The organism is Glutamicibacter sp. 0426, from assembly GCF_001906485.1.
GTDB classification, from domain to species: domain Bacteria; phylum Actinomycetota; class Actinomycetes; order Actinomycetales; family Micrococcaceae; genus Glutamicibacter; species Glutamicibacter nicotianae.
This window is the reverse complement of record NZ_MPBI01000001.1, coordinates 1-26,420: the sequence shown is the minus strand read 5'-3', so window position 1 is coordinate 26,420 and position 26,420 is coordinate 1. Positions and strand designations below refer to the sequence as shown.

The window sequence follows — 26,420 nt, the reverse complement described above, 5'->3', positions numbered from 1 at the left end:
CATCCCTCCAATCAGAATGGCAAGATCGAGCTGATATATGGTTCACGGGCGATCAGCTCAGCGGCCACCCGCTCGCAGAATTCGAAGATCGGCCCGGCAAAGACGGTCAGGGCGATGCCCGCCAGCACCAGCGAACCGGTGGCATAGCGCATGCCCCAGGGCAAGGAGTCGGCTTCCAGCTGCTTGGCCAGCTTCAAGCCCAGGCGCGGGTTCTGCGCACCGCCGGTCAGCGTCTCGTCGGCGACCTGCGTCGCTTCGGCCACCAGCTCCTGGTTGGGCACCTCGGCATCGGCGGCACGGCGCCAGAACACGCGGGCCCACACGCGGATGATCGCCAGCAGGGTCAGCAGGCTGGTCAGCAGCCCGGCGCCGATCACTACCCAGGTCAGCGGGTCGGCGTCCTGCGCGGCAGCATGCAGCAGCCCGAACTTGCCCAGGAACCCGGAGAATGGCGGGATGCCGCCAAGGTTGATGGCCGGGATGAAGAAGAGCAGGGAGAGCGCCGGGGACAGCTTGGCCAGCGAACCGAGCCGGGTGACATTCGAGCTGCCGGCACGGCGTTCGATCAGGCCCGCCACCATGAACAGCGAGGTCTGCACGATGATGTGGTGGCCGACATAGTAGATGGTCGCGGCGATCGCCAGCGGCCCGCCCACTGCCACGCCGAAGATCAGGTAGCCGATGTGGCTGGTCAGCGTGAAGGAGAGCATGCGCTTGAAGTCCGTCTGCGCCAGCGCACCGAGGATGCCGATGACCATGGTCAGCGCGGACACCACCAGCAGGCCGGCGTTGACCGAGCCGCCCGGGAAGAGCAGGGTTTCGGTGCGGACGATCGCGTAGACGCCCACCTTGGTCAGCAGCCCGGCGAACACAGCGGTGACCGGTGCCGGCGCGGTCGGGTAGGAGTCCGGAAGCCACAGCGACAGCGGGAAGACCGCGGCCTTGATGCCGAAGGCGATCAGCAGCAGCACATGCAGGATCAGCTGCGGGCCCTGGCCCAATTCAGGCAGCTTCACCGCGAGGTCTGCCATGTTCACCGTGCCGGTGGCCGCGTAGATCATCGCGATGGCCATCAGGAAGATCACCGAGGAGACCACCGATACCACCACATAGGTGGTGCCGGCGCGGATGCGTTCAGCGGTGCCGCCCAGAGTCAGCAGCACATAGCTGGCGGTGAGCAGGATTTCGAATCCGACATACAGGTTGAAGAGGTCGGCTGCCAGGAAGGCGTTGGACACGCCGGCGAGCAGGATCAGGTAGGCCGGATGGAAAATCGACACCGGTCCGGGCTCATCGCCATCGGCCAGGCCCTGGCTGGTGGCGAAGAGCAGCACGGCGAGCGAAACAACCGTGGAGACCAGCAGCATGAACGAGCTGAACCCGTCGACCATCAGCGCGATGCCGAAAGGCGAGTCCCAGCCGCCGATGTGGATGGCGTAGCTTTCCCCGCCCCACACGGCGGCGAGCATCCCGGCTTCGAGCACCAGGGTCAGGGTGAGGATGCCGATAGTGATCAGGCGCTGCATGCGGACCTGGCGGCGGGCCAGGAACGCGGCACCGGCGCCGAAGATCGGCAGCACCACAGCCAACGGGGCTAGATCCAGGAAATTCACTCTTCCCCCTCGCGCACTGGGCGGCCTTCTTCATCGACGAATTCGGTCGTGTCCTCAGCCACCGGCGAGTCCTCTTCCTCGTCGTAGGCGGTCTTCTGGGACACCTTGATATCTTCGGTGTCATCGGTGAGCTCATCGGCGCTGGTCAAGGTCCAGGACCGGTAGATCATCGCGAGCAGGAACGCGGTCACTGCGAAGGTGATCACGATCGCTGTGAGGATCAGCGCCTGCGGCAGCGGATCGGAATACTCGTCCGCGGGCACCTCGGGGTTGAACAGCGGTGCCGCTCCCTTGCGGCCGCCACTGGTGAGGAGCAGCAGGTTGATGCCGTTGCCCAGCAGCATGATGCCCAGCAGCACACGGGTCAGGGTGCGTTCGAGCACCAGGTAGAAGCCGGCAGCCAGCAGCACGCCGGTGACGACGACGAAGGTGATATTCACGCTCATCGGCCAACTCCTGTCCGTGATGCCTGGATTTCATCGTGGCGGTCCACCGGGCTGCGGCCTTCGGACAGCGAATCGATTTCGCTGCCCAGGGAACGCAGCACATCCTGCACGAGGCCAAGGACCACCAGATACACTCCAATATCGAAAATCGTTGAGGAAACGAACTTGTGCTCGCCGAAGAACCAGAATTCCAGGGCATAAGTGGTGAAGATTCCATCGCCCAGCAGCAGCGGCACGATGCCGGCCAGGCCGGCCAGCGCAATGCCGCCGCCAATCAGCATGCCCGGAGCGATGCGCATCGACTCGGACAGTTCCACGCGGCCTCCGGCCAGGTAGCGGATGGTCAGCGCCAAGCCGGCAATTAGCCCGCCGGCAAAGCCGCCGCCTGGGGTGTTGTGCCCGGTCAGCAGCGTGTACACCGACATGATCAGCACGGTGTGGAACATCAGCCGGGTGACAACTTCGAAAATGATCGAGCGGCGTTCAGCGACGAGCGTGTTGCCGGCCATCAGCCAGTCCTGGTTGGAGCTGGAAGCGAAACGCCGGGCGATGCGCAGTTCGGTTTCCTTCGAGTCCTTGGTGCCGATGGCTTCGGACCCGGCGTCGATGCTGCCCGGAGCCACGTGGTGGGCGCGTACCCGGTTGCCGAAGCTTCGTCCGGCGAAGATCAGCGACGCCACACCGGTGGCTGCCGCCGCCAGCACGGTAATTTCGCCGAAGGTATCCCACACGCGCATATCCACCAGGGCCACGTTGACGATGTTCTTGCCGAATCCGTCGTAGTAGGCCAGGTCCGGCCAAGCCAGGGAAATGCGTGCCTCGGTGCGCGCGGCCATCATCGCGATGGCGATGTAGACGACCATCAAGGCCAGGGAGATCGCCAAGATCGCCCGGCCCCACTTGATCTTGGTCAGCCCGACCCACAGCCGCTTGGGCAAGGCGCGCAGGGCGAGCACGAAGGAGACCAGCACGATGGTCTCCACCAGCAGCTGGGTCAGCGCCAGGTCGGGGGCACCTTGCAGGGCGAAGATCGCGACCATCCCGTAGCCGGTCACCGAAACCATCAGCACCGCCATGAAGCGCTTCGGCGCGGTAATGGCAATCACCGCACCGGCGATGATCACCGCACCGATCAGCAGCTGTGCCGGGTGGTCGGCGATGATCCAGTTCGACGGCCAAGGGGTGTAGACGGTCAGCGCGATGGCCAGCGGAATCACCAGCACCACGACCAGGATGACGCCCAGGTAGAAGGACAGCGAACCGCGCTGGGTGCGGCCGGTGATCCAAATGGCCGCCTTGTCCAGCACGTTCACCGACATGCGATAGATCTCCTCGGCTGAGGTGATCATCCGGCGCAGCGGGGCGCCGGTGTCGGTGCGGTGGCGCAGCCAGAAGAAGCACAGGCCCAGGCCCACGGAAATGGCACTCAGCCCGAGGGCCGCGTTGAAGCCGGCGAAGGGCAGCAGGTGCATCTTGCCAGGGCCGCCCTGCGCGGCCGACCAGTGGATGGCCAACGGCTCCACCAGCTGCGGGTAGAGGCCGAGGAACAGCGTCGCCGCCGAAAGAACCAGCAAGGGGGCCAGGAAGATCAGCGTCGGGGCCTTGCACTGCAGCGCGGGCAGCTTCTTTTTCTGCACGCCAAACGCTCCGAAGAAGAAGCGCAGCGAATAGGCCATGGTCAGCGCTGCGCCTAGCAGGATGCCGATGAGTGCCGCGAGCGACCACCCGGTATCCAGGTGCAGGGCCGCCTCGTAGACAGCCTCCTTGGCGACAAAGCCGAACAGCAGCGGAACGCCGGCCATGGAGGCCGCGGCAATGCCGGTGGTCGTGGCCAGGATCGGCATGGCCCGGCCCAAACCGGTGAGCTTGCGGATATCGCGCGTACCGGTGTTGTGGTCGATGATGCCCACGCTCAAGAACAGCGTCGCCTTGAACAGGCCGTGCGCCAGCGTCATGGCCAGCGCCGCGAAGGCGGCTTCGGGCGTGCCGAAGCCGAAGACCGCGATGATGAAGCCCAGCTGCGAGACCGTGCCGAAGGCCAGGATCAGCTTGAGGTCGTATTGCTTGAGCGCCCGGTAGCCTCCGATGAGCATGGTCAGAATGCCGATGCCCACGGTCATGGGTGCCCACAGCGCGGTCTCGGCAAAGCCGGGGGCCAGGCGGGCGATCAGGTAGACACCGGCCTTGACCATGGCCGCCGCGTGCAGGTACGCGGACACCGGGGTCGGGGCCGCCATGGCACCGGGCAGCCAGAAGTGGAAGGGCACCAGGGCCGACTTGGAGATCGCACCGACGATGATCAGCGCCACCGCAACATCGGTGAAGGTCCCCAGCGCCACCAGCGCATCGGCCGACGCCATGATTTCCGACAGCTGGTAGCTGCCGGCCGCCGCGCCGAGCATCAGGATGCCGGCGAGCATCACCAGACCGCCGAGGGTCGTGATGATCAGGGCGTTCATGGCCGAACGGCGCGCGGTGATCAGGGCCTGGCTGAAACCGATCAGCAAGTAGGAAAGGACACTGGTGATTTCCCAGAAAATGAACATGATGATGATGTCATCTGCCGTCACCAGGCCGGTCATGGCCCCGGCGAAAGCTACCATCTTCGCCGCGAAGCCGCCGATCTGAGGATCATCATTCTTGAAGTAGCGGGCGCAATAGAACAGCACCAGCGCGCCCACGCCCAGGATCAGCAGCAGGATTGTCGCGGCCAAGGAATCCATGCGGAAATTCAGGGCGATGTTCAGCCCGGGAATCCATTCCATCTGAACTGATGGCGGCGCATTTGGCGCACCATTGGCCAGTGAATTGTCAGCGGAAAGCACCGCAGGCATGCGGGTCAGCAACCAAATGAATCCCACTGCAGGAACGACCGCCACAACGTAGAAACCGTTACGCTTCAGGGCCCTGAATATCAGTGGGCATAAAAGAGCGGTCACAAACAGCGCAGTGAGAATTATTAGCACGCATTTCCTCTGTCGGCTGGTGGTGGGCAGAGTATCCAGAACGCCGCAAAAAGCGTCTGCATCTGTAATTTTATCAGCCAGCAGCTGCCTGCCATTGCAGGAATGTGTCGTTTAATGAATATTCCCCGCGTTTTCCGCAACCAGCTGATTTTCTGAATCGCTCGATATTTTCTAAAAAGTCGTTCCTATTCATTCCCTGATTACCAGTTGCCGGTACGATGCGAGCATGGGAATCAATCAGGTCGAACCGTCAGCGATTCGTGAAAAGTGGCTTAATAGGTACACATGGGCCTGGGCCAGCTGGGACTGGGGCCAAGCGGCGATCAACGCGGTAATGATTACCTTCGTCTTCACCGTCTATCTGACCAGCGAGCTTTTTGGCGATACCGATCATGCTTCATTGGTGCTCTCGCAGGCACTGGCCGTCGGCGGTTTGGCCATCGCCCTGCTGGTGCCAGTCACCGGGCTCCGGGCCGATGTTGCCGGACGGCGCAAGCTGTGGATCGTGGTCAACACGCTGATTCTCGTGGTGATCTGCGCGGCCTGCTTCTTCGTCTACCCCGACCCTTCCTACCTCTGGTTCGGCGCTATCCTTATCGCGGGCATGTCTGTCGTCGGCGAATTCGCCGGCGTGAACTACAACGCGGTGCTGAACCAGATTTCCACCAAGGCAACGGTCGGCAAGGTCTCCGGCTTCGCCTGGGGCATGGGCTATGTCGGCGGCATCCTCGCCCTCGCCTTGGTGCTCTTCCTTTTCGTGCAGCCCATTGTGGAATGGCCGGGTGCCAATACCGATGAATCCCTGAACCTGCGCTGGGTGGCAATATTCTCGGCCGCATGGTGCCTGCTCTTCGCGCTGCCGCTGTTCTTCGTGATCCCTGAAGCACCGCCGAGCACGTCGAAGAAGATCCCGTTGGTTCAGACCTACAAGGTGCTGTTCAACAACATCAAGGAACTGTGGCGCAGCGACCGCAACCTGCTGTTCTTCTTGTGCTCGTCGGCCGTCTTCCGCGACGGGCTCGCAGCGATCTTCACCTTCGGCGGGGTCATTGCCGCCGGCACCTTCGGTTTCGAATTGACCCAAGTGATCATCTTCGCGATCGTCGGCAACGTGGTTGCCGCCCTGGGTGCCGTGCTTGGCGGCCGGGTCGATGACTGGGCGGGACCGAAGGCTGTCATTGTCGGTTCGCTCATCGGCCTGCTGGTGGCCGGCGCCGGCGTCTTCTTCTCCCCCGAAGCCACAGGTTTCTGGATCTTCGGCCTGCTGCTGTGCCTGTTCGTCGGACCGGCACAGGCAGCTTCACGTTCCTACCTCTCGCGCTTGATTCCCGAAGGGCGCGAAGGGGAACTCTTCGGCTTGTATGCGACGACCGGCCGCGCCGTGTCCTTCTTGGCACCTGCACTGTTCGCCGGGGCCATCGCCATCGCCACCCCGCTGGTGGCATCCGGTGAAGCTCAGCGCTACGGCATCCTGGGCATCCTGGTGGTCTTGGCTCTCGGCCTGCTGCTGCTCCTGCCGATCCGCGCGCCGAAGAAGGCCGCCTGAGCCAACCCGAGTGCAAACGGCGCTGGCTCCCAACAATCGTTGGGAGCCAGCGCCGTTTGCTAGATGACCAGGCGTGCTGCCGTTAGTTCTCGATGCTCGTCCGGTGAAAGTTCAGGTGGCTGCGCGAAGCCGTTGGGCCGCGCTGGCCCTGGTAGCGGTTGCCGTAAGGGCCGGAACCATAAGGGTGCTCGGTGTCCGAGGTCAGCTTGAAGAAGCACAGCTGGCCGATCTTCGAACCGGGCCACAGCTTAATAGGGAGGGTTGCCATGTTGGACAGTTCCAAGGTCACGTGTCCGGAGAAGCCCGGATCGATGAAGCCGGCGGTGGAATGGGTAAGCAGACCGAGCCGTCCCAGCGAGCTCTTGCCCTCCAGGCGGGCTGCCACGCCGTGGCCCAAGGTCACCACTTCATAGGTTGAGCCGAGCACGAATTCGCCCGGGTGCAGGATGAATGGCTCATCGGGGTCGACCTCGACCAGGCGGGTAAGCTCGTCTTGCTCCACCGAAGGGTCGATGTGCGCATACTTGTGGTTGTCGAAAAGCCGGAAGAACCGGTCAAGTCGAACATCCACGGATGCGGGCTGGACCATCGCCGGTTCAAAGGGCTCCAGCCCAATCTCACCGGACGCTATTTCTCGACGAATATCACCATCTGAATACAACACGGATATAAATTTATCCTGACTTTCCCCGGCAGCCGAACTATTGGGCCAAATATGTACGGCGAGTCGATTCCCGCAGGCGCCTCCTGTTCACCCGCCGGTGGCGGATTTCTCACCAAATACCCAGTGTTTCCAGCTATCGTTAAGTTGGGTTTTCCCATCATCGCTCCGCAACACAAGGGTTTATTCAACATGCGTCTAGCCTACGCGCTGACTGGCACCGTACTCGCCTCGGCACTGCTGCTCTCCGGCACCGCCGCACTCGCTGCGCCGGCTGAGGACCTGCCTGCGGTGGAGAGCTCGCAGCTGACGACGGCATCGAGCCCCCTGGCCCTGATCAACCCCAGCACGAAGCTTTCGCCAGAAGACTACGTTCCAGGCAAGCTGGTGAGTGTTGCCGGCAGCTCGATGACCCTGCGTCCAGAAGCCGCCAAGGCGGTCGAAGCCCTCATTGCCGACGCACGCGCCGCCGGCCACTCGATCAAGCTGCTCAGCGCCTACCGTTCCTACGAGCGCCAGGCGGTGCTGTTCAACCAGTACCAAGCCAAATACGGCACTGCCTATGCCGAACGCATTTCTGCACGCCCCGGGACCAGCGAGCACCAGCTCGGTTTGGCCGCAGACCTGGGCTACACCAACAGCCGTGCCGAATTGAAGGCAGAGTTCGGCCAGACTCCGGCCGGTTTGTGGATCGCCGAACATGCGGTGGAGTACGGCCTGGTCATCCGCTATCCACAGGGCAAGGAAGAGATCACCGGCTACAAGTACGAGCCATGGCATGTGCGCTACATCGGAACCGAGCATGCCGAAGCGATGCTGGCTTCCGGCGCAGAAACCTTCGAAGAGTACCACCAGATGCTCGCCGACTCGCTTGAGAGCGCCAAGCAGAGCGAAGCTGAGGTTGCCATCGAGAAGGAACCGGCAAAGGCCAAGCAAGAAAAGCCGAAGGAAGAATCCCAGAAGGCTGGCGAAGATGTTGTCGTCGACGAGGACTTGCTGGTCCTGCGTTTCCTTCCGCCGTACCGCGACTGGGGCTTCGGCTTCACCCAGTAGCCACCCCGGGGCAGGATTCACTGCCAAGCCCGGACCTGGTTCCTCGTTCCCGGCGACGGGACAAAGCGGCCCGAACAGGAAAAGGAGCCGCCAACTTTCAGCTGGCGGCTCCTACTAGCTTGAAGTCCTACTTCGCACGCACTGGGATGCCGGTGAAGGTCGGCTTCAGCGTCTCGGCAAAGAAGTCCTCGCCCTTGTCATCGACGACGATGAAGGCAGGGAAGTCCTCGACCTCGATCTTCCAGATTGCTTCCATGCCCAGCTCCTCGTATTCGAGCACCTCGACCTTCTTGATGCAATCCTGGGCCAGGCGCGCGGCCGGGCCGCCGATGGAGCCCAGGTAGAAGCCGCCGTGGGTGTTGCAAGCATCGGTGACCTGCTTGGAGCGGTTGCCCTTGGCCAGCATGACCATCGAGCCGCCGGCAGCTTGGAACTGGTCGACATAGGAGTCCATGCGGCCTGCGGTGGTCGGGCCGAAGGAACCCGAGGCCATGCCCTCAGGGGTCTTGGCAGGACCTGCATAGTACACCGGGTGGTCCTTGAGGTACTGCGGCATCCCTTCGCCGGCGTCCAGGCGCTCCTTGATCTTGGCGTGCGCGATGTCGCGGGCCACAACCAGCGGACCGGTCAGCGACAGGCGGGTCTTGACCGGGTATTTGGTCAACTCGGCCAGGATCTCATCCATCGGCTTGTTCAAATCGATCTTCACCACGGAAGAACCGCCGGTGCCGGTGACGCCATCGGTCTCGTGGTCGTGGGCCGCGATGGCCGGGTGGGATTCGTCCGGCATGAAGCGGGCCGGATCGGTTTCCAGCTGCTCGACAAACAGGCCTTCCTCGGTGATCTTGGCCAGCATCTGGCGGTCGGCCGAGCAGGATACGGCGATGGCCACCGGCATCGAGGCGCCGTGGCGCGGCAGGCGCACCACGCGCACGTCGTGGCAGAAGTACTTGCCGCCGAACTGGGCGCCGATGCCGAAGTGGCGGGTCAGTTCCAGGACCTTTTCTTCCAGTTCGGTGTCGCGGAAGCCGCGGCCGGTCATCGCGCCCTCGGTGGGCAGCGAGTCCAGGTACTTGGCCGAACCGTACTTCGCGGTCTTCAATGCCATCTCGGCACTGGTGCCGCCGATGACGATGGACAGGTGGTACGGAGGGCACGCGGCGGTGCCCAGCGAGCGCAACTTCTCGTCGAGGAACTTCAGCATCGAGTTCTCGTTGAGGATCGCCTTGGTCTCCTGGTACAGGAACGACTTGTTGGCCGATCCTCCGCCCTTGGCCATGAACAGGAACTTGTAGCTGGTGTCAGCGCCGTCCTTGGTGTTCGCGTACAGGTCGATCTGCGCCGGGAGGTTGTTGCCGGTGGCCTTCTCTTCCCAGGTGGTGATCGGAGCCAGCTGCGAGTAGCGCAGGTTCAGCCGGGTGTAGGCATTGTAGATGCCGCGCGAGAGCGAGATCTCGTCCTGCTCTTCGGTGAGCACGCGCTGGCCGCGCTTGCCCATCACGATCGCGGTGCCGGTGTCCTGGCACATCGGCAGGATGCCGCCGGCGGCGATGTTCGCGTTCTTCAGCAGGTCCAGCGCCACGAACTTGTCGTTCGGGCTGGCTTCCTCGTCGTCGAGGATGTTGCGCAGCTGCTGCAGGTGGGCCGGGCGCAGGTAGTGCGAGATATCGTGCAGCGCCGTTTCTGCCAGCTGCTCCAAGGCTTCCGGCGCGACCTTCAGGAAGTTCTTCCCGTCCGGACCGGCGACTACCTCGACGCCTTCGGAGGAAATCTTGCGGTATTTGGTGGTGTCTTCGCCAATGGGCAGAAGATCCTCATAACGGAATTCAGGCATGCTCAGTCCTTGATTCAATCGTGGGTGCTCATCTGCCATTTTAGGCCTTTACCCCGAATTAACCGCATTCGCCGTTTGCACCTGAAGGTTTATCGCGACATGCTGTAATACATGAGCAACGACAACGCCTCCGAAGCGCACGAGAACCAAAAGCCTGCCCCGGGCCCAGATGCGATCATCGAAACCCCGATGGACAAGCAGCGGGCTCAGCCCAAAACTCACTTCGAGATGATGCTGCAGGCCGGGCTTAACAAACCCGAGCTCTCCGGTTCGGTCATCGGCGCGTTCATGAGTGCGGAGGTGTACTTCCTCTCCCGCGAAGAGGTCACCGGGGAGAACAAGAACGCCCAGCCGATGATGCTCACCAACCCTTCGGGCGAAGCGGTGGTAGCGGTGTTCACCACCCTGGAGCGGATCCCTTCCTCGTACATCGACATGGCACCCTACGGTGTGAAGGTCCAGGGCGCCACCGTGGTGCGCGCATTGGAGAACACCGGCTTCGTGGTGAACCCCGGCGACGAGCTCAGCTTCGAAGTCCCCGCTGATGGGGTGGCGATTTTGCGTGAACAGCTGCTCAACGAGAAGCGTCCGGAATAGCATTTCGTAACTTTTGCCACGATTTCCCGTGCCGTTTGCCGGTGCGCAAGATTCGTGGGATATGCTTTTGATGCCCGGGCCGTCAATAGGCCGCTCGGAGCACTGCGGGCGTAGCTCAATGGTAGAGCGCTAGCTTCCCAAGCTCGATACGCGGGTTCGATTCCCGTCGCCCGCTCAAGCGAATGCCGGGGCACCAATGGTGCTCCGGCGTTTCTGTCCCTGCAGCCAGCGAAGGAGCACGATGACCGGAGTCCTCGAAGGCTTCTCCATCATCTGGGTCGTCATTCTCGTCGGCTATCTGGTGGGCCGCACCGGGGTCCTCGGCGACCAGGGCCGCCACGTGCTCAGCCGGGTCACCTTCTTCGTGGCCAGCCCGGCCCTGCTGTTCACCACCCTGGCCGAGTCCGATCCGGTCTCCGTGCTCGGGCCGCTGCTCTGGGTGGCTGCCCTGTCCGCGGCCTTGACTGCGGCGATCTACTACCTGGCGACGGTGCGGACGCTGAAGCGCCCGGCATCGGAGAGCATCATCGCCGCGATGTCCGCCTCCACGGTGAACTCCGCGAACCTGGGGCTGCCCATCGCGTTGTACGTGCTCGGCGACATGTCCTATGCGGCCCCGATCATCCTCTTCCAGCTGGCCCTCTACCAGCCGGTCAATCTGGCGATGCTGGATGCCACCACCTCTCGACACCGCACCACCCCGATCGCCTTGCTGCTGGCTACCGCGAAGAACCCGATGATCATCGGCTCGCTGCTCGGCCTGCTGGTGGCGCTGACCGGCATCGAGCTGCCTTCGATGGTGCTTGAACCCATCGATCTGATTGCCGGCGCCTCGATTCCCGCCATGCTCATGGCTTTCGGCATCTCGCTGGTGGGCTCCAAGCCGCTGGAAAAGAAAACCGGCCGCCGCGCCGACGTGCTGATCGCCACGGCTGCCAAGCTGCTCCTGCACCCGTTCCTGGCCTGGGTACTTGCCTATTGGGTCTTCAATTTGCGTGGAGAGCTGCTGGTGGCCTCGGTCATCATGGCCGGCCTGCCGACCGCACAGAACATTTTCGTAACGGCCATGCGCTACGACCACGGGGTGGTCGTAGCGAAGGACACCGTGCTGGTCACCACCATCTGCGCGATCCCGCTGATGATGCTGCTGGCGATCATCCTCGGAATCTGAGGTAACTTCGCGCCGCAGGAATAAGCGATCATCACTAGAGTGTTCTATGGACTACTGGTTCTATCCGCTCCCCTAGTGAGGTCATCATGAAGCGCACTGCACCCCTGCTGGCTGCCGCCACAATCATCGCCCTGTCATTGAGCGCCTGCGGGTCCTCCGGCTCGCCGGCCTCCCCCAGCGCATCGGGTGGTGCCACGGCCGAAACCGGCGACACCTTGAAGAAGGTCAAGGATTCCGGCGTGCTGACCGTGGGCACCGAGGGCACCTACCGCCCCTTCTCCTACCACGAGGGCAGCGAGCTGACCGGCTACGACGTCGAGGTGATCGAAGCCGTCGGCGAGAAGATGGGCGTCGAGGTCAAGTTCCAGGAGACCCAGTGGGACGCGATCTTCGCTGGCCTGGATGCCGGCCGTTTCGATGTCATCGCCAACCAGGTCTCGATCAACCCTGAACGCGAAGAGAAGTACCTGTTCACCCAGCCCTACACCGTCTCCACCGGCGTGGTGGTGACCAAGAGCGACAATACCGACATCACGTCCTTCGACACGCTCAAGGGCAAGACCACCGCGCAGTCGCTGACCAGCAACTTCTACGAGACCGCCAAGGATGCCGGTGCGAATGTCGAACCGGTTGAAGGCTGGGCCCAGTCGATCACTCTGCTCAAGCAGGGCCGCGTCGATGCCACCGTGAACGACAAGCTGACCTTCCTGGACGCGCAGAAGACCAATCCGGATGACAGCATCAAGATCGCTGCCGAGTCCGAGGAGAAGAGCGAATCCGCGGTCGCCCTGCGCAAGGATTCCACCGAACTGGCCAAGGCCATCGACACCGCCCTGGACGAGCTGCGCGCCGACGGGGAACTGGCGAAAATCTCCGAGAAGTACTTCGGCGAAGACGTCAGCAAGTAGCAAGCACTATCAGTAGACTGGCTCCACACGTGGAAACGCGTGGAGCCAGTTTCATTTGCGCAAAGGTAGCCCATGGATCCGAAATGGCAGTTATTCCTCGACTCGCTCGGGCCGTTGGCCCTAGGTGCGATCACCGCAACCATTCCGCTGGCCCTGATCAGCATGGCCCTGGGCCTGGTCATCGCCCTGCTGATGGCGCTGATGCGGATCAGCAAGAACCGGGTGGTCTCCTCGATCGCCCGGATCTACATCTCCATCATCCGCGGCACGCCGCTGCTGGTGCAGCTGTTCGTCATCTTCTACGGCATGCCCTCGGTGGGCCTGGTCATTGACCCGTGGCCCAGCGCCATCATCGCCTTCAGCCTGAATATCGGCGGCTACGCCGCTGAGATCATCCGTGCGGCAATCCTCTCGGTCCCCCAAGGCCAATGGGAAGCCGGCTACACCCTGGGCATGTCGCGCACACGCACCCTGTACCGGCTGATCCTGCCGCAGGCCACCCGGGTGGCCGTGCCGCCGCTGTCGAACTCCTTCATCTCACTGGTCAAGGACACCTCGCTGGCCTCCACCATCCTGGTCACCGAAATGTTCCGCAAGGCCCAGGAAATCACGGCTTCCACCTATGAGTTCCTGCTGCTCTACTGCGAAGCCGCGGCCATCTACTGGGTGATCTGCCTGGTGCTTTCGGCCCTGCAAAACTCTGTTGAAGGAAGGCTTGAAAAGTATGTCGCCAAGTAATTCCCCGCTGCTGGCAGTCTCCGGCCTGCACAAGGCCTTCGGGGCGAACCAGGTGCTCAAGGGCATCGACTTCACCGTGCATTCCGGCGAGGTGCTGGCGCTGATCGGCCCGTCCGGCTCGGGGAAGACCACCGCCCTGCGTTGCCTGAACGGCCTGGAAATCGCCGATGCCGGTTCCGTCGGATTCGCCGGCGGCCCGGAGGTGTCCTTCAGCCCCGGGATGAAGCCCAAGTCCGCGCAGATCCTGCGCAATCGTTCGGCGATGGTGTTCCAGGGACACCACCTGTTTCCGCATCTGACGGTCCTGCAGAACGTGAGCATCGGCCCGATCGAGGTGCAGAATCGCCCCAAGGACCAGGTGCTGGCCGAAGCGAAGAAGCTGCTGGCCCGCGTCGGCCTGGAAGCCAAGGCCGATGCCTACCCGAATTCGCTGTCCGGCGGACAGCAGCAGCGCGTGGGCATCGTGCGCGCGCTGATGCAGCAGCCGGACCTGCTGCTCTTCGACGAGCCCACCAGCGCGCTGGACCCCGAGCTGGTCGGCGAAGTGCTCACCGTCATCAAGGAATTGGCCCAGGAGGGCTGGTCCATGGTGCTGGTGACCCACGAGCTGGCCTTCGCCCGGGATGTGGCTGACACCGTGGTGTTCATGGACGGCGGGGTAGTCGTGGAAACCGGCCCGGCCGCCCAGGTGCTCGGCACGCCTGCCAACCCGCGCACGCGAAGTTTCGTCCAGCGTCTTTTGCACCCGTTCTAAAAGCAATAGAGTGATGCCATGACCCAGGAAACGAATACTTTGCTGAACAGCCTCGTTGAAGGCTATGACTTCGAATCCGCGTGCCTGGAGCTCGGTGCTGCGCTGATCGACGGCAAGGCCGAGCCGGCCGCCCAGGTCCGCCTGCCGCTGAAGATGCTCAACCGCCACGGCCTGATTGCCGGCGCCACGGGCACCGGCAAGACCGTCACACTGCAGACCATGGCAGAACAGCTCTCGGTGGCCGGCGTTCCGGTATTCCTGGCCGACGTCAAGGGCGATCTGACCGGCCTGGCGCAGCCTGCCGAGCCGTCGGACAAGCTCGCAGCCCGGCTGGCCGAATTGGGCCACGAGTTCACTGCGCGCACCAATCCGGTCGAAATCCTCAGCCTGGGAGGCAAGGGCGAGGGCGTCCCGGTGCGCGCCAGCGTGGACGCTTTCGGACCGATCCTGCTGGCCCGCGTCCTGGAACTGAACGAGACCCAGGAAGAATGCCTGCAGCTGATCTTCCACTACGCCGATTCCAACAAGCTTCCGCTGGATGACCTGAGCGATCTGAAGGCGGTCATCAGCTTCCTGCTCAGCGACGGCGGTGCCAAGGCACTGGAAGCCCTGGGCGGGGTGTCTTCGTCCACTGCGTCGGTGATCCTGCGGGGCATCACCATCATGCAAACCCAGGGCCTGGACCAGTTCTTCGGCCAGCCCGAGTTCGATACCGCGGACTTCCTGCAGGTGCGCGACGGCGCAGGCGTCATCAACATCCTGGAACTGCCCTCGGTCAGCTCCCAGCCCATGCTGTTCTCCACCTTCCTCATGTGGCTGCTGGCCGACATGTTCGAGGACCTGCCAGAAGCCGGAGACCTGGACAAGCCCAAGCTGGTGTTCTTCCTCGACGAGGCCCACCTGCTCTTCAAGGATGCGACCAAGGCCTTCACCGACGCGATCATCAGCACCGTCCGGTTGATCCGTTCCAAGGGTGTGGGCCTGTTCTTCGTCACCCAGTCCCCCACCGACCTGCCCGACGAGGTGCTCGGCCAGCTGGGCAATCGCATCCAGCATGCGGTGCGTGTCTTCACCGCCAAGGACCAGAGCGCGCTCAAGCAGATCATCAAGACCTTCCCCTCCGGCGAGCTGGACCTGCAGGAGGCGTTGACCCAGGCCGGGGTCGGCGAAGCGGTGGTGACCGTGCTGGGCGAAAAGGGCGCTCCGACCCCGGTCGCATGGACCAAGATGTCCTCGCCGGGCTCGAATATCGGCCCCGCCTCCTCCGAGCGGTTAGAGCAGGTCCGCGGCAACTCGGCACTGGCGGCGCAATATTCGGCCGCGATGGATCGTGATTCTGCCCGCGAAATGCTCGACGCCAAAGCCCAGGCAGCGCAGCCGGCCGCGGCTCCGGTTCCCGAGGCGGCGCCGGAACCGTCTCGGGAAAGTACACCACGCCAGGGCCGGGAGCGGCAGGAAGCGAACCCGATGATGGACATGGCCATGGATGCCGCCAAGGTGATTGGCCGCGAGCTGATCCGCGGTTTCTTCGGCAACCGCAAGCGCCGTCGCCGGTGATATTACCCGCTCATTCCAGCACGCCGTTTACTATCTGGGCCCGGAAACCAGATAGCCTAGCTACTGATGAACACTCGTAATTCCATGCAGATCTCCGCTGCCCGCCTGGCGCTTCGCTGGGCCATGGCCGCAGCGGCAGTCATCGTCCTGGTCATTGCCGGGTCGATTGCCGCCAACCGCACGCTCTTCTCCCCGCAGCACCAGGTGAAGGCGCTGCAGCAGCATTTGGCCAAGGGCGAAGGCGCCGAGGCCTTGGGCCTGATGCAGGCCCAGGTCCCGGAGGGCGACGCGGTGGCCCTGGACGGGGACGTGCTCAAGCGCACCCAGGCCGGGATTACGGAGTTCACCACGGACAAGGCCCAGCCGGTCGACGGCGATGAGCAGCTGCGCACCGTCACCGCGCACTACAAGGCCCACGGTGTGGAGAAGGAATCCACCTACACGCTGCGCCATGCCGGCAAATCCTGGCTGCTGTTCGACAAGTGGGCCTTCGAGCCGAGCACCCTGCCCAGCGTGAAGATCAAGGCCAACACCGTCAACGAAGTCACGGTCAACGAGCAGAAGATCCCGCTGTCCGCCGGCGTGAGCACCCTGCCGGTGTTCTACCCTGCGATCCTCGACGCGAGCTTCAGCACCAAGAACTTCGCGGCCGACACCCGCGGCATGGTGGTCACCGCGCCTGCCGAGGAACCGGTGGAGATCGCGTTGAAGACGGAGCCGACCAAGGAATTCATCGCAGCCATCAACACCAAGGTGAAGAAGTACCTCAACGACTGCGCCGAACAGCAGGTGCTGATGCCGTCCGGCTGCCCGTTCGCCTACAACACCTCTGCGCGCGTGGACCCGGCAACCATCGACTGGTCCATTTCGAAGTACCCGACCATTGAAGTGAACTACTACAACGGCGCCTGGGTGCTCTCCCCGCTGAAGACCACCGCCACCTTGACGTTGACCGAGCAGGATCTGCGCACCGGTGCCAAGGCCAAGAAGACCGTCAAGGAGGACTACTCCTTCACTGCCCAGCTGACAACCAGCACCACCGAAGTGTCGGTGGTCCCGGTGGCCGGCGGCGAACAGGTGGCCGGCTAGCGCCCGAGCAGTTCGCGGAACTGGCTGCGCAGCGGCACCGCGTTGGTCTTGAACTTCTGCCAGACCAGCAGCGCCGCCAGGCTGGCGGCCAGCGACAGCCCGGACCCGATGGTCACGGCGATCTGGATCCCGAACAGTTCGGCGAACCAGCCGATCAGCGGCGAGCCAATGGGCGTTCCACCCATCACCACCATCAGGTACAGTGCCAGCACGCGCGCCCGGTACTGCGGCGGCACCGAGGTCTGCACCATGGTGTTGCAGCTGTTCAGGAAGGTCAGCGACCCCAGTCCCACCGGGATCAGCACCAGGGCAAACGCGATGTAGTTGGGCATCCATGCGCTGGCGACCCCGGCGATGCCGAAGAACACGCCGCCGCCGATCAAGTAGCGCCAACGCGGAGCCGAACGCCGTGCCGCCAGCAGCGCGCCGCCGAAGGTGCCCACGGCCATGATGGAGCCCAGGATTCCGTACTCCCCTGCGCCCACCCCGTAAACCTCGGTAGCCATCAGCGCGTTGGTCATCTGGAAGTTCAGCCCGAAGGTGCCGATCACCCCGGCCAGGAAGAAGATCAGCAGCAGGTCCTTGCGGTTCTTCACGTAGGCGATGCCTTCGCGCACCTGCCCCTTGGCCCGCTCTACCGGCTTGGAGGGGTTCAGTGCGTCCTTGCGCATGAACACCAGCGAGGAGATCACCGCAAGGAAGGAGGCGCCGTTGAGCAGGAAGGCAGGCCCGGTGCCGACCAGGGCGATGACCGCACCGGCTACGCCCGGACCGGCCAGCCGGGCCAGGTTGAAGTTGGCGCTGTTCAACGCCACCGCGTTGGCCAGGTGGGTGCCCGGAACCACTTCGGAGACGAACGCCTGGCGTGCCGGCGCGTCGAAGGAGGCGCCAATGCCCAGCATCGTGGCCAGCACGTAGACGTGCCAGAGCTGCGCGGTGCCGGTGACCACCAGCAGGCCGAGGATCAGGGCGCAGGCTCCCATGAAGCTCTGGGTGAGGATCAGCAGCCGGCGCTTGTTGAAGCGGTCGGCGATCAGACCGGCATAGGGGCCCAGCAGCAGCACCGGCAGGAATTGCAGGCCGGTGGTGATGCCGGTGGCCACCGCATCGTGGTCCGTGAGCTCGGTGAGCACCAGCCAGTCCTGGGCCACGCGCTGCATCCAGGTTCCGATATTGGAGACCAGCGCGCCGATCACCCACAACCGGTAATTTGGTATTTCCAGTGCACGGAACATTTTCGACGCCATACTTATCGCCGGATCCCTCCGGCTCCTCCCGCCCTCCAGTCTAGCTACTTGGGCAGGAAAATGCTGAGGTTTCCTCAGATTATCGCTGTGATGCCATCCGGCAGCTTTCGACGGGCATGGAAAAGGCGCACCCTCGGGTGCGCCTTTTTCTAGTTCACGCCGCGCAAATCCAGCAGCAGCTCGTTCTCGCCGTCCGCATCAAGCACGACCGGGATGCCCCAGTCCTGCTGGTACAGGTGGCAGGCCGCGTGATCGGGAATCTCGCCGCCCGGCTCTCCGTCGCAGGCCGCGGCGCGGGCGGTAATGTGCAGCACGCCGTCGGCCACCTCCGGGTTCAGCTCCAGGGTGCGGGTCAGGCCCACCGAGGTGCCGGCCCCGTCGAGGATCAGCTCCTCCGGGCTGGCCGAGATCTTCAGCTGGGTCGGATCGCCCCAGCGGTCATCGAGCTTCTGCCCCTTCGGCGCTGCGAAGCGCACGAGGATCTCGTGCTTTCCTGCCTGCACGCGGGTCTTCGGGCGCTGGGTCTGGCTGGCGCCTTCATCCACCACCAGGGCCTCGGCAGGAATCGGGATGCGCACCAGCTGGTGGGTGTTGGTCTCCACGACCAGCAGCACCGGGTCGCCGTCCACCGAGCTGTCAACCAGCACATCGGCCGGTTCCTTCAGCCCCTTGGCCAGGGTGGAGACGGTCTTGGTGGCCGGATCGAAGCGGCGCACCGCGCCGTTGTACGAGTCGGCGATCGCAATCGAGTGGTCAGGCAGCACCGCAACGCCCAGCGGGTGCTGCAGGCGCGCCGCCTCGGCGTCGCCGTCGCGGAAGCCGAAGTCGAACAGCCCGGTGCCCACCGCGGTGTGCACCGACTGGGCCTGGCCGTCTTCGACCTCGATCCAGCGCAGGGCGCTGGTTTCCGAGTCGGCGATCCACACGTTCTCCCCGTCCAGGGCCAAGCCCGAGGACTGGGCGAACCAGGCCTGGTCCGGTGCCCCGTCGGCCAGCCCTTCCAGGCCGGTGCCGGCGAAGACCGACACCGCACTAGTGCGCGGGTCGAAGGCGAAGATCTGGTGGGTGCCGGCCATTGCGATGATGATCTTGCCCGAAGGGTGGTAGAGCACATCCCATGGGGAGGACAGCGAGATGTTCAGCGCGTCGGTGCCCAGCTCGGTTAGCTGGACTTCCTGGCGGGCGTTCTCCGAGTCCAGCAGGCGCTGCACGCCGTTGCCGGCCAGGGTGCCCACCTGCCCGGTGGCCAGGTTGACCGAACGCAGGCGGTGGTTGACAGTGTCGGCAACGACCACGTCGTAGCCGAGTTCCGCGGCCAGCTCGGCCGGCAGTGCGGCCAGGCCCTGCAGCTCATTGAACTGGGCGGTGTCCGCGTCGCCGTCGGCGTAGCCCTTCACCCCGGCGCCGATGGTGCGCACCACGGTGGACAGGTCCCCGGCCAGCTCGACGAGCCGGTGGTGGCCCGAGTCGCCCACCAGGAAGTTGCCGTTGGCCAGGGCGATGGCCTTGCCCGGGAAGCGCAGGTCGCCTTCGCGGGCCTCGGGAGCCACGTACGGCCCGTTGCCGCGGTGCAGCGTGCCCTTGGCTTCGTGCTCAGCCACCAGTTCCTCGATCAGCGAGCCCAGGCCCTGGGCGTGGCCCTCGCCGGAAAGGTGGGCGACGATGTAGCCTTCGGGATCCAGCACCACCAGGGTTGGCCAGGCACGCGCCCCATAGGCCTGCCAGGTGACCAGCTCCGGGTCATCGAGCACCGGGTGGTGGATCTCATAGCGTTCCACGGCTGCGGCCAGCGCGTCCGGATCGGCTTCGTGCTCGAACTTCGGCGAATGCACGCCGACGGTAACCAGCACGTCGGAGTACTTCGCCTCCAGCGGGCGCAGCTCGTCGAGCACGTGCAGGCAGTTGATGCAGCAGAAGGTCCAGAAGTCCAGGATCACGATCTTGCCGCGCAGGGCGTCCAGATCCAGCTGCTTGCCGCCGGTATTCAGCCAGTTCCGGCCCAGCAGCTCGCTGGCGCGCACCTTGTAATTGGCGCGGACGGATTCGGAAGTGCTCATGGTCATCCTTTCGCTGTCGCCGCGGCTGCGGCAATTCGAACCTCAATTATCTGCCACCGCCGCCCGAACGGGCGAACGGTGTTAAGCAACATTGAGAAAAGTGTGAAGTTCTTGCTGGTGCAACCACCGGCCCGCGCCGGGTATTCCCGCTAGGGCAGCTGCGCGAGCACGGTGTCCATGATGCTGGTGGCCACCTTGTTGAAGGTGGCATCCTGCAGCGAGGTCGCGGACATGAAGGAAACCATCACCGCGTACTGATCGGTGCTCTTGATCAGCACCAGCGAATCCTGCGCATACTGCCCGTCGCGGCTGTAGTACAGCGCCGAATCGGCTTCCGGCACGCCGGGATCCGAGAACTTCAGGGTCTCGCGGTAATCCAGGCCGTTGAGCTTCACGGTTTTGCATTCGTCCAGGATGGTCGCCACGTTCTTGTTGTGCGCCGCCAACTTCGCCGCCTGGTCGCCGAGCTTGGCGACCTCCACCGAACCGGTGATCGACTGGTTCTCGTTGGTGAAGTCGGTGCGCGCCGCCTCGGTGCCCAGCTGCACCGGCGACCAGTTCAAATCCTCGATCGGGGCCGAGCACTGGGCCGGCAGCACCACGATGTCCTTGAGCGTGTCGGTGGGCGGCGTGGCCAGGGATTCGAGGTCCTTGCCCTGGATCTTCGCGCTGGCCGGGAAGCCGAGCTCGGCGGCCATCACTGCCCCGGCGGTGGTGGCCACCTGAGCGGTGGTCATTTCCGCAGGCTCTTCAGCTTTCTCGGAGGCGCTGGGCGTCGCGGTGCCCTGCACGGCGATCTTGTGGGTCTTGTCCTGCGGCATCTCCTGCTCCGCGGAGCAGGCGGTGGCAGCGAGCAGCGCGCAGGCCAGCAGCGAGGAGGCGAGGATCTTCTTGGTGCTAGGCACGGGGGTCCCTTCGGTCGGCCTGCTTGTAGCGGGCGAACATTTCGTTGTAGGCAGCCAGCTCGGCATCGTTGTCGCGCTCGGCCTGGCGGTCGTAGCGCTTGGTGTCCTTCTTGTCTTGGCGCAGCCAGGAGATGACCACGAAAATCGCCAGCACCAGCGTCGGCACCTCGCCGATCGCCCACATCGCCCCGGCACCCACCACCTGGTCCTCCAGCGCGGTGCCGCCCCAGGTGCGGCCCATGTTCCCGAAGTAGTCGGGGGCCAGCAGGGTTTCGGTGCTCATCAGCGCGACGCCGAAGAAGGCGTGGAAGGCGACGGTGGCCAGCAGCACCACCAAGCGCATCGGGTACGGGTAGCGCTTGGGAACCGGGTCGGCGTCCACCAGCGACAGGGCAAACAGGTAGCCGGTGAGCAGGAAGTGCAGGTTCATCAGCTCGTGGCCGGCGTGGTAGCGCATGGCCGGTTCGAGCAGCGGGGTGAAGTAGAAGACCACAATCGAGCCGGCGAAGTTCACGGCCGCGAAGATCGGGTGGGTGATCACCCTCGAGTAGCGCGAGTGGACCAGGTAGAGGATCCATTCGCGCGGGCCGCGCGTGCCATCGGCGCGCGAAGGCAGCACCTGCAGCAGCAGCGTGACCGGGGTGCCCAGGACCAGGAAGATCGGCACGATCATGGTCAGCGACATGTGGTCGACCATATGCGTGGAGAACTGGATCTTGCCGTACACCGCCACCGCGCCGCTGGTCACGTAGAACAGCGCGAACAGGCCGACGATCCAGCTTGCCAGGCGCAGCACGCTGGGCTTGTCCCCGCGGCGGGCGAGCTTGATGAACGCCCACAGGTACACGGCCAGGCCGAACAGGCACACAGCCACCCAGATCCAGTCCATCCGCCAGGTGGTGAACCAGGCGGCCGTGTCCGGAGCCGGTGGCAGGTCATAGCCGGTGAGCAGTCGCGCCGGGGTCGCTTCGGCCGGCGGGGCGTCGGAAGTCGGCGGAGCGGTGCGCGCCAGCACGGTGGCCACCGACATCACTGCGGCCATCAGGACGACTTCCGCGGCCACGACCTGCCAGGCCGCGCGCAGCGCGGTGAACTTGCCCTCCAGCAGCTTCGGGATCACCATCCGCCGATGCCACAGGCCCAGCATGCCCAGTGCCAGGGTGATCAGCAGCTTCACGATCACCAGGGTTCCATACGGGGTCAGCCACTGGTCCCAGTCGGTGATGCGGATGACCGCGGAGGCCAGCCCGGAGCCGATCATCAGGAATACCGCGAAGGTGGCCAGCGCAGAATAGCGCTTGAGCACCACCCCGGCCAGCACCTGCCCGCGGGCCCGGCCTGGCGCTTCGCCTCCCAGCGTCGGGGCGAGCAGGGCCAGCACCATGATGCCGCCGAACCAGAGGACCACGGCGAGCAGGTGCAGGCCGATGGAGTTCACCGCAGCGAAGTGGTCGTCTCCCCCGGCCGCGTGGCCGATGAACGCCAGCGGCAGGATGCCGAACAGCGAGAAGAGGGCGCTGAGCCCCACCGTGGTCTTGGAGCGCACTGCCAGCGCCAGCGAGCTGGTGATCGCGGCGATCACCACCATCCAGGCCCAGGCCCGTCCGGTGGTGATCGACAGGATGTAGTCCAGGATCGCTGCCGAGTACTGCGGGTCCAGGCTCATCGGGATGCCTGCCAGGTCCCAGAAGGTCAGCAGCATGACGGTGGCCGCGGACAGGGTCCACACCACCGCCGCCCCGGCGGCGATATTCATCGTGCGGGTGAATGCCGGATGGGCGTCCCCTTCGGTATCGCGGGTCACCTTGGCGGCCCGCGGGATGATCGCCGCGGCGAACACCAGTGCTGCGATGCTCAGCGCCATCGAGGCGTGGTGGATGGCCCGGGCGATGGGCAGCGACCAGCGCACGAACGCCCCGGGATCGGCCAATTCCGCCGGCCGGGCGATCCCGGTGAACGACACCGCCGCCAGGAAGGCCACCGCCGCAGCGAGGATTCCGGGCAGGATGAAGCGGGCAACTGAAACCGTACGCTGTGTATCCATAACTTTCTCATCATCTCATTCTTCGCCCGGCCGGTCACCGTGCGGCCGGGCGGGTTGGGCGCATCTCACATTTGAAGCTGCTCCCCCAGATAGCCGCCTTCAGCCACCCCGGGCAGGATCGCATACAGCCCTGATCCCACCGGCTTCAGCCAGGTGTTCAGCGCATCCGCGGCCGCCAGCCGGTGCTGCACCGGGATGAAGCTGGTTGCCGGGTCGCGCTGGTAGCTGGCGAACAGCAGGCCCGAAGCCTGCCCGGCGAAGTTGTAGCCCCGCCGGTGCATGACTTCATCGGGGCTGCCCGGCCTGGCCAGCGCCACGTGGGCGTTGGCCGCGATCGCCGGCAGCCCGAGCCCATTGACCGCTGCGAGGTCCACCGGGTCATCGACGCTGCCGCCGGACAGCGGCGAGCCGTCGGCCTGCCGCCGGCCCAGCGCATGGTCGCGTCCTGCGGTGTCCACCTCGTCCCAGCCATCCAGGTCCATTTCGAACCTGCGCAGCGCCAGCGTGGTTCCGTTCTCGATCCAGCCCGGCTGGCCGAACACCGCTTCCGCGCGCACCTCCCCCTCGGGGTTGTTGACGCCGTCCAGCTGGCCGAACAGGTTGCGGAACCCGTGCACGCCAGGGCTTGCGAACCCGGTTTGGGCGAAGCGCCGGGAGGCCAGGCCGCGCAGGTTCTTGGATACCGCCCGCACTGCATGCTGCAGCACCGTGGGATCCTGCGCGCAGAACTGGATCAGCAGATCGCACTGCCCGTACTGCTGTTCGAGCTGGTCGCCGGCGAAATGCGGCAACGTGCCGATCTGCCCGTGCCCGGCCACATCGAGCAGGCTCTGGCCCAGCCCCACGGTGAGCGTCAGCTCGCATCCGGGCTGCGCCATTTCCGGTTCGGTGTCGGCCAGCACTCCGCGGCCGCTGGCCAGCCTGGCCGCATCACCGGTGATCATCTGCAGCATCGCGCGCAGCTGGTCCTTCTTCGACCCTTCGCGCCAGTGCAGATCCCATCCGGCGAACACCGCGTGGGCCTGCTGGCGATCGAGGATTCCCGACTGGTACTTGCCGTAGAACGGGCGGTAGCCAGGCTCAGCGGCGCTGGCCGCTGGCACGCTGAGCTTGCCGGTGCCGAACCCGGTGAGCATCCCGCCCAGCGCGGCGGCCGCGGTGGTGCCCAGCAGCGCCCGGCGATCGACACTAATGCCCGGCATGCTCGTCGTAGCTTTCCTTGGCTCCGTCGAAGTTGCGGATCGGGAAATCGACCTCGGTGCTCGACCCGTCGGCGAACTCCAGCGTCAGCCTCGCCGTTTGGGCGGCCACCAGCGGCTGTTGCAGGTCCATGAACATCAAGTGGTTTCCGCCCGGTGCCAGCACCGCGTCCTTCCCGGGTTCGATCACCAGGTCCCCTTCGAGCTGCGCCATCGTCATCCCGGTGCCGGTGCCGCGCATTTCGTGGATCTGGATCTCGTCGCCCTGCGCGTTGCTGACCTGGTGCAGTGCAATCGGGGTGCCCGACGAGTTGTGCAGGATGCCGAAGGCCGCGCTCATGCCTGATTCGGCGGCCTTTGCCCAGGTCTCGCTCGTAGTCAGCGCTTCAGCCTGCCGGACGGTTTGCTGCTCGCTGCCCGGTGCGGGTGAGCCGGCGCCTTGCGCGCAGCCGGCGAGCAGCAGTGTGAGGCCCAAGGCCAGTGCAGAAGTCTTTTGGAATTTCATGTTCTCAAGCTTTCAAAATCGGTGTGCAGGCGCGCCAAAGGCTGCGGTGGCCTCTGGCGCACCGGAAGAGTGGGGGTTACTTGGACTGGCGCATGAACTTGGCTAGCACGCCCAGCGCACCGCCGAGGATGACCACGCCGATGATCACCCAGATGACCGGGCTCACCGAGCTGCCCAGTTCCTGGACCGGGTTCTGGCCTCGTTCCTCGTCAGCGGAGCCGGCAGTCTCGCTTGGAGCGGCTGGCTCGCTGGAGCTGACCAGGGTCGGTTCGGCCTGCGGCGCGTCGATGCTGAAGCCGATCTTGTTCTCGATCGGGTGCCCGTCAGAGGACACCACGCGGTAGGCCAGCTGGTACTCTCCGTTGGCCAGTTCCTGGGCCGGGGTGATGGTGACCTTGGTGCCCTTGGTCTGCGCTTCGGCGTCGATCTTTTCCCCATCAAGGGTCAGCGAGACCACCGTGGAGTCCACGCCGGATAAGCTCTGGAGCACACCGGAGAATTCCAGGGTGATGTCTTCCGGGGCCTGCTTGACGGTTGCCCCGTCCTTCGGGGTGGAGCCGATCAGCTGGTCGTGGGCGTTCGCGGCACTAATCGAGCCGGCAAAGGCCAGTAGGGAGAACGCCAATACGGCGATCACGCGCGAGATCTTCTTGGTTGCTACGGTCATGGTTTTCCTTCCAAGCCCCGGTCGGGGCGCTTCGATTCTTTTCTCAGGCGGCAAGAATGAAGCAGGGAGGACCGCGGCGCTCCGGCAGCCTTCCCAGTTGCGCCAGCTTGAGTTGGAAGCGCAAGGGGAAGTAGGCGCGGAGCGGCCGGGCAGCAGGAGCCTGCACGCGAATGCGCGCGAGGATCCGCCGGGCCGTTGAGAGTGTGAGGCAGCTGCCCAAGACCTTGAGCAGGCGTTCACCGCCGTTGAGCACCACAACGCTGGCGATCGCGGCCAGCACGTGGGCGTAGAGCATCGATTCGGTATGCACGTTGGCGTACTGCGCGGTGATGTTCTGCGCCAGCTCCAGATTTCGTCCCGCATGATGGATGTGCTCCATGCCGGAAACATCGCCGCTCGGGTGGCTCATCACCGACAGGCTCAAGTGGTAGAGCCCTTGGCTGAGCAGCACGACCAGGCTGGTTGCCCACAGGGAGAATTTACGGCCAACCAGCACAACACTGATCGCCGCGGAAACGCAGGTAATCAGCACCATGGCCACGACCGACAGCGCAGTCGGCGCGCTGTGGGCGTGGGCGGCAAAAGCTGTCCAGGTGCACACGCTTGCCGCTAACCAGCCGCGCAGTACGCGGGTAGCGGGTTTCTGTGACACAGTGGGCAGCCATTCTTAGTGGAAATCTTCAATCATGGCTGATTCTACGCGAAGTAGAAGTATGCCTCAAATGGTGCCAGATAACGCAAAAGGCCCGTCCCTGCCTCCTGGATTTCTCCGGAGCGGGTCGGGCCTTGCGCAAAGCTCGACAGGAAGCTTACTTCTTGGCTACAGCAGCCTTCAGCTTCGAACCAGCGGTCAGCTTGACCGA

The 26,420-nt window shown here is 64.4% G+C and carries 22 protein-coding genes and 1 tRNA gene; 10 read left to right on the top strand and 13 right to left on the bottom strand.

Going from position 1 to position 26,420, the window contains the following annotated elements; genetic code table 11:
- Positions 1–11: 11 nt before the first annotated feature.
- From BKX98_RS00115 to BKX98_RS00105, 3 genes are read right to left on the bottom strand one after another with little or no spacing between them, the layout of a single operon-like run.
- Positions 12–1,613: a Na+/H+ antiporter subunit D gene (locus tag BKX98_RS00115; protein WP_073705807.1), complete on the bottom strand. Its 1,602-nt coding sequence runs from the start codon at positions 1,611–1,613 to the stop codon at positions 12–14.
- Positions 1,610–2,059 (bottom strand): Na(+)/H(+) antiporter subunit C, encoded by a 450-nt coding sequence (locus BKX98_RS00110; RefSeq protein WP_073705806.1) that lies wholly within the window; start codon positions 2,057–2,059, stop codon positions 1,610–1,612. Before BKX98_RS00110 ends, BKX98_RS00115 begins: the two co-directional genes overlap by 4 nt.
- A complete protein-coding gene (locus BKX98_RS00105) occupies positions 2,056–5,025 on the bottom strand; it encodes a Na+/H+ antiporter subunit A (protein WP_073705805.1) in 2,970 nt (989 codons plus the stop codon). The genes BKX98_RS00110 and BKX98_RS00105 overlap by 4 nt, the downstream gene beginning before the upstream one ends.
- Positions 5,026–5,251: 226 nt before the next feature.
- Here BKX98_RS00105 and BKX98_RS00100 point away from each other — a divergent pair, with 226 nt between their 5' ends.
- A complete protein-coding gene (locus tag BKX98_RS00100) occupies positions 5,252–6,571 on the top strand; it encodes an MFS transporter (RefSeq protein ID WP_073705804.1) in 1,320 nt (439 codons plus the stop codon).
- 82 nt (positions 6,572–6,653) lie between these two features.
- Here the strand turns inward: BKX98_RS00100 and dcd are convergent, their stop codons facing one another.
- Positions 6,654–7,235 (bottom strand): dCTP deaminase, encoded by a 582-nt coding sequence (dcd, locus tag BKX98_RS00095; protein ID WP_038991749.1) that lies wholly within the window; start codon positions 7,233–7,235, stop codon positions 6,654–6,656.
- Positions 7,236–7,424: 189 nt separating this feature from the next.
- Here dcd and BKX98_RS00090 point away from each other — a divergent pair, with 189 nt between their 5' ends.
- Positions 7,425–8,285 (top strand): D-alanyl-D-alanine carboxypeptidase family protein, encoded by an 861-nt coding sequence (locus tag BKX98_RS00090; protein ID WP_073705803.1) that lies wholly within the window; start codon positions 7,425–7,427, stop codon positions 8,283–8,285.
- A gap of 127 nt (positions 8,286–8,412) precedes the next feature.
- On the opposite strand, the gene BKX98_RS00085 is transcribed toward BKX98_RS00090, so the two are convergent.
- Entirely contained in the window at positions 8,413–10,119 is a 1,707-nt protein-coding gene (locus BKX98_RS00085; protein WP_073705802.1) for a fumarate hydratase, read from the bottom strand.
- 111 nt (positions 10,120–10,230) lie between these two features.
- Between BKX98_RS00085 and BKX98_RS00080 the strand changes: the two genes are divergently transcribed.
- The 8 genes from BKX98_RS00080 (at position 10,231) to BKX98_RS00045 (ending at position 16,933) form a co-directional block, all read left to right on the top strand.
- On the top strand, positions 10,231–10,716 hold the full coding sequence (locus BKX98_RS00080) for an SseB family protein (protein WP_073705801.1): 486 nt from the start codon (positions 10,231–10,233) through the stop codon (positions 10,714–10,716).
- A 104-nt stretch (positions 10,717–10,820) separates the two neighbouring features.
- Positions 10,821–10,891 (top strand) — tRNA-Gly (locus BKX98_RS00075).
- A 66-nt stretch (positions 10,892–10,957) separates the two neighbouring features.
- On the top strand, positions 10,958–11,887 hold the full coding sequence (locus BKX98_RS00070; protein WP_038990299.1) for an AEC family transporter: 930 nt from the start codon (positions 10,958–10,960) through the stop codon (positions 11,885–11,887).
- An 86-nt stretch (positions 11,888–11,973) separates the two neighbouring features.
- Positions 11,974–12,795 carry an amino acid ABC transporter substrate-binding protein gene (locus BKX98_RS00065; protein WP_066141138.1) on the top strand — a complete coding sequence of 274 codons (822 nt, stop codon included), beginning with the start codon at positions 11,974–11,976 and terminating at the stop codon, positions 12,793–12,795.
- A 72-nt stretch (positions 12,796–12,867) separates the two neighbouring features.
- Complete coding sequence (locus BKX98_RS00060; RefSeq protein WP_038990297.1) at positions 12,868–13,533, top strand: ABC transporter permease subunit; 666 nt, start codon at positions 12,868–12,870, stop codon at positions 13,531–13,533.
- The gene (locus BKX98_RS00055) at positions 13,520–14,287 is read left to right on the top strand and encodes an amino acid ABC transporter ATP-binding protein (RefSeq protein WP_073705800.1); all 768 of its coding nucleotides are present in this window, start codon (positions 13,520–13,522) and stop codon (positions 14,285–14,287) included. Before BKX98_RS00060 ends, BKX98_RS00055 begins: the two co-directional genes overlap by 14 nt.
- Before the next feature lie 18 nt (positions 14,288–14,305).
- Complete coding sequence (locus BKX98_RS00050; protein WP_073705799.1) at positions 14,306–15,844, top strand: helicase HerA-like domain-containing protein; 1,539 nt, start codon at positions 14,306–14,308, stop codon at positions 15,842–15,844.
- A 66-nt stretch (positions 15,845–15,910) separates the two neighbouring features.
- Positions 15,911–16,933, top strand: a complete 1,023-nt coding sequence (locus BKX98_RS00045) for a hypothetical protein (protein WP_141358465.1) — start codon at positions 15,911–15,913, stop codon at positions 16,931–16,933.
- Here the strand turns inward: BKX98_RS00045 and BKX98_RS00040 are convergent.
- The 8 genes from BKX98_RS00040 to BKX98_RS16940 all read right to left on the bottom strand — a co-directional run bounded on the left by BKX98_RS00040 (position 16,930) and on the right by BKX98_RS16940 (position 26,209).
- On the bottom strand, positions 16,930–18,168 hold the full coding sequence (locus tag BKX98_RS00040) for an MFS transporter (RefSeq protein ID WP_073705798.1): 1,239 nt from the start codon (positions 18,166–18,168) through the stop codon (positions 16,930–16,932). The two genes, BKX98_RS00045 and BKX98_RS00040, sit on opposite strands and share 4 nt — an antisense overlap.
- A 161-nt stretch (positions 18,169–18,329) precedes the next feature.
- The gene (locus tag BKX98_RS00035) at positions 18,330–20,237 is read right to left on the bottom strand and encodes an NHL domain-containing thioredoxin family protein (RefSeq protein WP_073705797.1); all 1,908 of its coding nucleotides are present in this window, start codon (positions 20,235–20,237) and stop codon (positions 18,330–18,332) included.
- Positions 20,238–20,386: 149 nt separating this feature from the next.
- Positions 20,387–21,142 (bottom strand): hypothetical protein, encoded by a 756-nt coding sequence (locus BKX98_RS00030; protein WP_073705796.1) that lies wholly within the window; start codon positions 21,140–21,142, stop codon positions 20,387–20,389.
- Positions 21,135–23,186 carry a cytochrome c oxidase assembly protein gene (locus BKX98_RS00025; protein ID WP_073705795.1) on the bottom strand — a complete coding sequence of 684 codons (2,052 nt, stop codon included), beginning with the start codon at positions 23,184–23,186 and terminating at the stop codon, positions 21,135–21,137. The genes BKX98_RS00030 and BKX98_RS00025 overlap by 8 nt, the downstream gene beginning before the upstream one ends.
- Positions 23,187–23,251: 65 nt before the next feature.
- On the bottom strand, positions 23,252–24,388 hold the full coding sequence (locus BKX98_RS00020; RefSeq protein ID WP_038990290.1) for a Dyp-type peroxidase: 1,137 nt from the start codon (positions 24,386–24,388) through the stop codon (positions 23,252–23,254).
- The gene (locus BKX98_RS00015; protein ID WP_083586557.1) at positions 24,375–24,890 is read right to left on the bottom strand and encodes a copper chaperone PCu(A)C; all 516 of its coding nucleotides are present in this window, start codon (positions 24,888–24,890) and stop codon (positions 24,375–24,377) included. Before BKX98_RS00015 ends, BKX98_RS00020 begins: the two co-directional genes overlap by 14 nt.
- Before the next feature lie 76 nt (positions 24,891–24,966).
- A complete protein-coding gene (locus BKX98_RS16945; protein WP_073705794.1) occupies positions 24,967–25,557 on the bottom strand; it encodes a copper resistance CopC family protein in 591 nt (196 codons plus the stop codon).
- Positions 25,558–25,600: 43 nt separating this feature from the next.
- Positions 25,601–26,209 (bottom strand): hypothetical protein, encoded by a 609-nt coding sequence (locus BKX98_RS16940; RefSeq protein ID WP_073705793.1) that lies wholly within the window; start codon positions 26,207–26,209, stop codon positions 25,601–25,603.
- Between the last annotated feature and the right edge of the window lie 211 nt (positions 26,210–26,420).

What these genes read in the sequence shown, in the direction of transcription:
- BKX98_RS00070 (WP_038990299.1), top strand. Translation starts at nt 10,958, where the DNA reads ATGACCGGAGTCCTCGAAGGCTTCTCCATCATCTGGGTCGTCATTCTC.
- BKX98_RS00015 (WP_083586557.1), bottom strand. Translation starts at nt 24,890, where the DNA reads ATGAAATTCCAAAAGACTTCTGCACTGGCCTTGGGCCTCACACTGCTG.
- BKX98_RS00040 (WP_073705798.1), bottom strand. Translation starts at nt 18,168, where the DNA reads ATGTTCCGTGCACTGGAAATACCAAATTACCGGTTGTGGGTGATCGGC.
- BKX98_RS00020 (WP_038990290.1), bottom strand. Translation starts at nt 24,388, where the DNA reads ATGCCGGGCATTAGTGTCGATCGCCGGGCGCTGCTGGGCACCACCGCG.
- BKX98_RS00110 (WP_073705806.1), bottom strand. Translation starts at nt 2,059, where the DNA reads ATGAGCGTGAATATCACCTTCGTCGTCGTCACCGGCGTGCTGCTGGCT.
- BKX98_RS00085 (WP_073705802.1), bottom strand. Translation starts at nt 10,119, where the DNA reads ATGCCTGAATTCCGTTATGAGGATCTTCTGCCCATTGGCGAAGACACC.
- BKX98_RS00065 (WP_066141138.1), top strand. Translation starts at nt 11,974, where the DNA reads ATGAAGCGCACTGCACCCCTGCTGGCTGCCGCCACAATCATCGCCCTG.
- BKX98_RS00060 (WP_038990297.1), top strand. Translation starts at nt 12,868, where the DNA reads ATGGATCCGAAATGGCAGTTATTCCTCGACTCGCTCGGGCCGTTGGCC.
- BKX98_RS00050 (WP_073705799.1), top strand. Translation starts at nt 14,306, where the DNA reads ATGACCCAGGAAACGAATACTTTGCTGAACAGCCTCGTTGAAGGCTAT.
- BKX98_RS00090 (WP_073705803.1), top strand. Translation starts at nt 7,425, where the DNA reads ATGCGTCTAGCCTACGCGCTGACTGGCACCGTACTCGCCTCGGCACTG.
- BKX98_RS00035 (WP_073705797.1), bottom strand. Translation starts at nt 20,237, where the DNA reads ATGAGCACTTCCGAATCCGTCCGCGCCAATTACAAGGTGCGCGCCAGC.
- BKX98_RS00100 (WP_073705804.1), top strand. Translation starts at nt 5,252, where the DNA reads ATGGGAATCAATCAGGTCGAACCGTCAGCGATTCGTGAAAAGTGGCTT.
- BKX98_RS16945 (WP_073705794.1), bottom strand. Translation starts at nt 25,557, where the DNA reads ATGACCGTAGCAACCAAGAAGATCTCGCGCGTGATCGCCGTATTGGCG.
- BKX98_RS00080 (WP_073705801.1), top strand. Translation starts at nt 10,231, where the DNA reads ATGAGCAACGACAACGCCTCCGAAGCGCACGAGAACCAAAAGCCTGCC.
- BKX98_RS00045 (WP_141358465.1), top strand. Translation starts at nt 15,911, where the DNA reads ATGAACACTCGTAATTCCATGCAGATCTCCGCTGCCCGCCTGGCGCTT.
- BKX98_RS00055 (WP_073705800.1), top strand. Translation starts at nt 13,520, where the DNA reads ATGTCGCCAAGTAATTCCCCGCTGCTGGCAGTCTCCGGCCTGCACAAG.
- BKX98_RS00025 (WP_073705795.1), bottom strand. Translation starts at nt 23,186, where the DNA reads ATGGATACACAGCGTACGGTTTCAGTTGCCCGCTTCATCCTGCCCGGA.